A 7,350-nucleotide genomic window follows, 5' to 3' on the forward strand; every position below is an offset into this window, starting at 1 on the left:
AACTTAAAGGACTAAAAAAATAAAATCTCAACATTTTACATACTTCTTGTTATTTATTTAATTTTTAACAGAAAATATTAAACAATTGTTGATTGTCCAATGTGAACGTTATCATTATTAAAATAGAGTAAATCGTCTTTACTGAAGATAAAATTGGATACAAAGTCCCCTACTTCGTTTGTACCGAACTTTGAATCCGGTTTTAAATCAACGGTTACTACTTGAAATTCGATTGCTTTTTCGACTGCTTTATAAATCATGCCAGCTTCTTTCAACAGACCAAAATGTTCTAATAACATCGCCGCTGATAAAATTGAAGCAATCGGATTGGCGATGTTTTTTCCTTTCGCCTGAGGATATGAACCGTGTATGGGTTCAAACAAAGCATTCTTTTCACCTAAAGATGCTGAGGCTAATAAACCAATAGATCCCGTTATCACACTTGCTTCATCTGATAAAATATCTCCGAATAAATTTTCGGTCAAAATCACATCAAATTGTTTTGGATTTAGAATCAATTGCATTGCTGCGTTATCTACAAACAAAAAGTCTAAAGCGACATCAGGATAACTTTGGCCTACTTTCTGAACGACTTTTCTCCATAAACGGGAAGTTTCTAAAACATTTGCTTTGTCGACCATCGTAAGTTTCTTGCGTCGATTTTGTGCTGATTTAAAAGCCAAATGCGCAATTCTTGTGATTTCTTCTTCTGAATATTCACATAAATCGGAAGCGTGTGTACCTTCCTCATTTAAGGTTTTAGCTCCAAAGTAAGCACCTCCGGTTAATTCTCTGAAAATAGTAAAATCAGCACCATCGATAATTTCTCTTTTTAACGGAGAAGCATCAATGAGTGATTTATAAGGTTTTATCGGGCGAATGTTAGCAAACAATCCCAACTCCTTACGCAGTTTTAATAATCCTTGCTCCGGACGTACTTTCGCTGACGGATTATTATCGTATTTAGGATCTCCAATTGCTCCAAACAATACCGCATCTGTATTTAGACAAAGGTTTAATGTCTGCTCCGGCAAAGGATTTCCTGTTTTATCAATGGCAATAGCTCCCATAAGCGCCTCTTCAAAAACAAATTCATGATTGTACACCTCGCCAATAGCATGTAAAGCTTTTTTGGCTTGTAAAATTACTTCTGGTCCAATCCCGTCTCCTGGTAAAACTGCTATTTTCAAATTCATAACGTCTCGTTCTTTATGTATTTAAATCCTTTTTTCTTTAGTCTATTCTCTTTCTTCTATTCTCTTTCTTCTAAGATCTTTGCTCTCTTGAACTAGTTTCTGATTAATTCTCCCTGAATTTTAGCAGCTTCTATAATTTGATGAATATCTGCATCAATTACTTCCTTCTTAATATCGGCGAATTTCAAAAATTCAATGTATACGATATCCAGTTGTACTTTAGTAAGCTCGTAACCTACTTTTTTAGCGCGGTAAGCCAATGCAGCTCTTCCGCTTCTTGCTGTTAATATAATAGAGGACTCATTTACACCTACATCCAGCGGATCCATGATTTCATAAGTGGCTCTGTTTTTAATCACTCCATCCTGATGAATTCCGGAGCTGTGCGCAAAAGCATTTGCTCCTACAATGGCTTTGTTTGGCTGTACAATCATTCCCATACTTTCAGAAACTAAACGGCTCATCTCGTTTAATTCTCTTGTATTGATATTGGTGTCCAGATTTAGGTAAGGATGTTGTTTGAAGATCATTACAACTTCTTCTAAAGCTGTATTTCCAGCTCTCTCCCCTATGCCATTTATAGTACATTCAATTTGTCTTGCTCCGTTGATAGCACCTGCAATGGAGTTTGCGGTAGCCATTCCTAAATCGTTGTGACAGTGACAGGAAAGGGTTACATTTTCAATACCTTTCACATTTTCTTTTAGGTATTTTATTTTTGCTCCGTATTCTTCAGGCAAACAATAGCCTGTTGTATCCGGAATATTCAGTACTGTTGCTCCTGATTTAATTACTTCTTCGCAAACTTTTGCAAGGAAGGCATTATCGGTTCTTCCGGCATCTTCGGCATAGAATTCTACATCTTCTACGTAGGATTTGGCATGTGCTACAGCGAATTTTGCTCTTGCAATGATGTCTTCCGGAGTTGTGTTTAGTTTATGGAGTATGTGAGATTGAGAGGTTCCGATTCCGGTATGGATTCTAGGTTTCTTAGCGTGCTTTAAGGCAGCTGCAGCAACATCAATGTCGTTTTTTACGGCTCTTGTCAGACCGCAGACCGTTGCATTTTCTACAATTTTACAAATCTCAGAAACCGATAAAAAATCGCCTGGACTTGACACTGGAAAACCTGCTTCGATAATGTCAACTCCCATTTTATCAAGTCGTTCTGCGATAACTAGTTTTTGTTTCGTATCTAACTTACATCCTGGGACCTGCTCTCCATCGCGCAAAGTGGTGTCAAAAATTTGAACTTTCTCTCTATTCATATTCATTTATTTAATGTAATTTCACATCTTGATAACAAATATATATTGTACTTTGCCGGCACGAAATTCATTTTAATGAAATTATACTGTTCATAAAACATTTTAAAGCAGGTTAATTAACTAGAAACCAATAAGTTATATTATTATATTTTACAATGGCTAACCATCAAAAAGATTTCTTATTTGTATTAATAAAATCACTTTCTAAATCCGAAAAAAGACAATTTAAGATTTTTGCAAGTCGTTTAGAGACGAGTTCGAATACCAAATTCATCGAATTATTTAACATTCTGGATAAGTCTGAAACTTATGATGAAAAGCTGATTCTCAAGAGTGGTATTATTAAAAAGGTTCAGCTATCTAATTTAAAATCATACTTATACAAACAGATTTTAGTGAGTATACGCTTGAATATTCCGAGTCAGAATATTCGTTATCAGTTGCGGGAACAAATCGATTTTGCTGTTATTTTATACAATAAAGGTTTGTACAAACAAAGTTTGAAGATTCTGGACAAAACAAAACAACTGGCGCTTGAGAATGACGAGAAATACATGGCATATGAAATTGTAGAATTCGAAAAACTAATCGAATCGCAATACATTACCCGAAGTATTCAGGGACGTGCCGATGAATTGGTGATTCAGGCCAAAGAACTGAATTATCGCAACACCATTTCAAGTAAGTTATCCAATTTATCGCTGCAGTTGTACGGAATCATGCTAAAAACCGGCTATGTTAAAAGCGACGAAGAGTACAAATACATTGACGATTACTTCAATAAGCACATTTCAAAGCTGGACGAAAGTAAGTTTGGTTTTAGGGAAAAGTATTGGTTTTACAATGCTAATCTTTGGCGTAGTTTTCTGGTTCAGGACTTCTTAGCGAGTTATAAATATGCCTACAAATGGGTAAGATTGTTTTATGACAATCCTAATATGATTTATTTGAATCCTGTCTTTTTCTTAAAAGGGAATCATTATTTTCTAGAGTCGCTGTATATGTTGAAATACAAGTCGAATTTCAAAAAATATCTGACGCTTTTAGAAGAAACCATTGCTGATCCAAGGTTTCCGGTAAATGATAATATTGCGTCGCTTTCTTTTCTGTACGTTTATAATAATAAGTTGAACCTTCACATACTGGAAGGAACTTTTGCTGAAAGTGAATATCTAATTCCGGAGATTCTGCAAAAGATAAAACTTCACAGCGAACATCTTGATGAGCATCATGAGATGTTGTTTTACTATAAAATTGCCTCTATTTATTTTGGTACTGAAAAGTACAATGAATCGATTAATTATTTGGATAAAATCATCAACAATAAAAATCTGTCGATGCGTGAAGATTTAATGTGCTTTGCCAGACTTTTATCCTTGATTGCGCATTACGAATTGGGTAAGGATTATTATCTGGAAAATCATTTGAAGAACACGTATAAGTTTCTCTTGAAAATGAATGATTTACATGAGGTTCAGAAAGAGATTATCAAGTTCATGAAAAATCTGAATAACTTCTACCCTGCCGATATAAAAAAGGAGTTTATCAAGATGAGGACTCGTTTTATCGAACTGGAGAAAAATACGTATGAGAAAAGAGCCTTTTTATACCTTGATATTATTTCATGGCTGGAAAGTAAAATTGACAACAGGAAGATCGCCGACATTATTAAAGAGAAGGCGAAGCTGAACAGTCGATAGCATCTAGATAATTAGAGAATTAGAAAATGTGATAGGGAACTAATTATCAAATTTTCTAATTATCTAAATTAAGATTTTAAAAACCAGTCTGGTTTGTTCTGAACAAGATGAAATCTATTCCCCTTATTCTATAATATTAGAAGTCGTTACATAAAAATCTTTATCTACTTCTACTTTACGTGATTCATCAGTAGTTTTTTCTGATTGCCATTCGGTTGTTGGTTTTAACCATGTTTCAACTCCGTTTAATTTTACTCTCACGGGCATGTCAAATTTAGAGACACAATTGGTCCAGTGGTAACCGAAAGTTCCGTTTTTAAACATATACTCAAAAACCGGGATCTTTGTTGTGGTCAAATATTGAGCATATACTCTATTAAAATTAATTCCGGATTGTGTGTTGATGTAATCCTCGATTTGCTTGCTTGTCACAGTTTGGTGATAAAAAGTCTTATTTAAACCTCTTAAAATCGATTTCCATTTGGCATCATCATTTATGATCTGACGCATCATGTGCAGCATGTTAGCTCCTTTTGGATACATATCGCCTGACCCCTCGTTGTTTACGTCATAATTACCAATGATAGGTTTATCGTTCTGAATCCCTTTACGGCATCCAATTACGTACTCTGCAGCAGCATCTTTTCCGTAGTAATACTCCAGGAAAAGACTTTCTGAATAATTAGTAAAACTTTCATGGATCCACATATCGGCAATGTCCTTGTACGTGATATTGTTGGCAAACCATTCGTGACCAGATTCATGGATGATGATAAAATCAAATTTTAATCCCCAGCCTGTTCCGCTTAAATCACGTCCTAAATAACCATTTTTATAGCCATTCCCGTAAGTCACACTACTTTGGTGTTCCATTCCCAGATAAGGTACTTCAACCAGCTTGTAACTGTCTTCATAAAATGGATAAGGTCCAAACCAGTTTTCAAAAGCTTTTAGCATTTTTGGTACATCTTTGAACTGTTCTTTTGCCAAAGCAAGATTGTCTCTTAAAACATAATAGTTACAATCTAAATCTCCTTTTTCGCCTTTGTATACTTCTGAGAAATTAACATAATCCCCAATATTGATGTTTACACCATAGTTGTTGATGGGATTTGAAACATACCAGTTGAAGGTTTTAGTTCCATCCTTTTCCTTTTTAACGCTTTTTAATCTTCCATTTGAAACATCGGTAAGATCTCCGGGAACGTTTACGCTGATCATCATGTTCTCGACTTCATCGTACATATGATCTTTGTTCGGCCACCATACACTTGCTCCCAGTCCCTGACAGGATGAAGCGATAAAATCTTTACCGTTTTTGTCCTTTTTCCAGCTGATTCCACCGTCCCAGGGTGCCTTAACGGCTTCTCTTGGTTTTCCGGTAAAACTCACTACCACTTCTTTGGTATCACCTATTTTTTGCTTTTCAGTCAGCGTAATAAAAAAGGCATTTCCATCTCTCTTAAACTGTAATTCTTTTCCCCCCTGTGTTACTTTCGTAATTTGCATAGGTTCCTGCAAATCAATCTGCATCTTGTCGTATGGGGTTAAAACAGTATAACGGATTGTATTCGAACCTGAAATTGTTCTCTCTTTTGGGCTCACTTTTACATCAAGATGATAGTATTTTAAATCCCACCAGGCTCTTTCTTTTGTAATGCTTCCGCGTAAAGTGTCCTGATGTGTAAAAGTAGTTTCTGACTTATTCAAAAGTCCTTGTGCATTGGCAGTAAAGCCAAATAGAAAGGCGATACAGACGCCACCTAAGTATTTTTTCATATGAAGCAGATATTTTCTTTTAGTCGAAATTAAGAAGGCTTTTTGAGCCGTTTACACTTCAACAAATGTAAACATTCGAATCAAGTTTTGACTGATTTTATAGTGAGGATTCTAAAAATTAATGTTAAAATTCGTTTATTCTTCTGTATTTTAGCCTATCAAATTCATATATGTTATTTATGAGAAATCTTAAAATTACTATCCTGCTTTGTTTGATGTGCTCGATCACAACTTATTCGCAAAATATTCTTATTCCAAGAACTATTCAAAAAGTTAATATTGATGGCAATTTATCAGATTGGAAGACTCCTTTTCTTGGGCCTTTTGTGGTTCATGATTCCGGAAAAAAGGCGACTCAGGATACGTATGTTTCTTTTGCATGGGACAATGATAATCTGTATATGGCCTATCGTTCGATTGATTCTAAAATTATGGGTAAGGCACAGCAAAAAGATACTGAAATTTTTAATACTGATGATTTAGTTGAAATTTTTATAGATCCGGATGGTAATGGGGAGAACTATCTCGAAATCGGCGTGAATGCCTACTCTTCTTATTATGATTTACTGTTAAAGTGTATCTCACCAGCTTGTGGCGGATGGAACATGAGTATAGCGTTTGATGTTTTGGGATTGGAAACACAAAGCAAAATAACAAACGAAGGATTCAATACCGAAATTAAAATTCCCTTCTCGAGCCTGAATACGATTAAAAACGGTAATTTTTCAACACCAAAAGCGGGAACTAAGTGGCGAGGAAATGCTTTTAGAATTGATTACGGTAATACCACTGAATATCTTGCTTTACAAGCTTATAAAAGTTCTAGATTTGGTTTTCATCAACCACAGGAGTTTGCTGTTTTTGAGTTTACTGAATAGAGGGATTTTCAATTCATTTTAATTCTGCCAGGAATGAAATAATTATAGTTAAAAATTAAATACATTTTTGAGAAAGCTCCATCGGAGCGTTATATTTGATGATCTACAGGTAATATATATGCCGCCCCGCTGGGGCTCTCGTGAGAGGTGATAGTTTTTTTAGAAATATTTCGTCCCGTTGGGACTTTTCATTGAAACTAAAAAATACTGACATTATCAGTTCATGGATAATTTTGTTTAACCAAATATTTGTAAATTCTTGATTTGGAAGACTGGCTGTATTTCCTTTATTTTAAAATAATTAGTATAATTCACTAGGAAATTAAAGGTACTATTATTTTGTTTCATGAGATAAATTTCAAAAATAGATTTATTACTTTCAAAATATACATTTTGAAAAAACTTGTCATTTGAATCGCCATAAAATTTATAAGTTTCTATAAACATTAAAATGCCTTTCTTAAAAACCTCTGGAGTCGAGAAGTCTTTCGGAAGAAATATATTTATAAAACTATTATTATCTATATAC

General features: G+C 34.6%; 6 protein-coding genes. 2 read left to right on the plus strand and 4 right to left on the minus strand.

Annotated features, from left to right (window positions below; genetic code table 11):
- Positions 1-77: 77 nt before the first annotated feature.
- Entirely contained in the window at positions 78-1,196 is a 1,119-nt protein-coding gene (gene leuB, locus JO950_RS20590) for a 3-isopropylmalate dehydrogenase (RefSeq protein WP_202704319.1), read from the minus strand.
- A 92-nt stretch (positions 1,197-1,288) separates the two neighbouring features.
- On the minus strand, positions 1,289-2,464 hold the full coding sequence (locus JO950_RS20595; RefSeq protein WP_089077608.1) for a 2-isopropylmalate synthase: 1,176 nt from the start codon (positions 2,462-2,464) through the stop codon (positions 1,289-1,291).
- Positions 2,465-2,619: 155 nt separating this feature from the next.
- Between JO950_RS20595 and JO950_RS20600 the strand changes: the two genes are divergently transcribed.
- A complete protein-coding gene (locus JO950_RS20600) occupies positions 2,620-4,164 on the plus strand; it encodes a hypothetical protein (protein WP_202704320.1) in 1,545 nt (514 codons plus the stop codon).
- Positions 4,165-4,287: 123 nt separating this feature from the next.
- Here JO950_RS20600 and JO950_RS20605 read toward each other — a convergent pair whose 3' ends face one another.
- The gene (locus JO950_RS20605; RefSeq protein WP_202704321.1) at positions 4,288-5,943 is read right to left on the minus strand and encodes a M1 family metallopeptidase; all 1,656 of its coding nucleotides are present in this window, start codon (positions 5,941-5,943) and stop codon (positions 4,288-4,290) included.
- A 179-nt stretch (positions 5,944-6,122) separates the two neighbouring features.
- Here JO950_RS20605 and JO950_RS20610 point away from each other — a divergent pair, with 179 nt between their 5' ends.
- Positions 6,123-6,821 (plus strand): carbohydrate-binding family 9-like protein, encoded by a 699-nt coding sequence (locus JO950_RS20610; protein ID WP_202704322.1) that lies wholly within the window; start codon positions 6,123-6,125, stop codon positions 6,819-6,821.
- 237 nt (positions 6,822-7,058) lie between these two features.
- On the opposite strand, the gene JO950_RS22345 is transcribed toward JO950_RS20610, so the two are convergent.
- The coding region (locus tag JO950_RS22345) for a hypothetical protein (RefSeq protein WP_237732406.1) at positions 7,059-7,350 on the minus strand (292 nt) is incomplete at its 5' end.

It is taken from the genome of Flavobacterium sp. UGB4466 (assembly GCF_903469665.1).
In the GTDB taxonomy this organism is placed as follows: Bacteria; Bacteroidota; Bacteroidia; order Flavobacteriales; family Flavobacteriaceae; genus Flavobacterium; species Flavobacterium lipolyticum.

Excerpts from the sequence above, each read along its gene's own strand:
- leuB (WP_202704319.1), bottom strand. The coding sequence starts at position 1,196 with ATGAATTTGAAAATAGCAGTTTTACCAGGAGACGGGATTGGACCAGAA.
- JO950_RS20595 (WP_089077608.1), bottom strand. The coding sequence starts at position 2,464 with ATGAATAGAGAGAAAGTTCAAATTTTTGACACCACTTTGCGCGATGGA.
- JO950_RS20600 (WP_202704320.1), top strand. The coding sequence starts at position 2,620 with ATGGCTAACCATCAAAAAGATTTCTTATTTGTATTAATAAAATCACTT.
- JO950_RS20605 (WP_202704321.1), bottom strand. The coding sequence starts at position 5,943 with ATGAAAAAATACTTAGGTGGCGTCTGTATCGCCTTTCTATTTGGCTTT.
- JO950_RS20610 (WP_202704322.1), top strand. The coding sequence starts at position 6,123 with ATGAGAAATCTTAAAATTACTATCCTGCTTTGTTTGATGTGCTCGATC.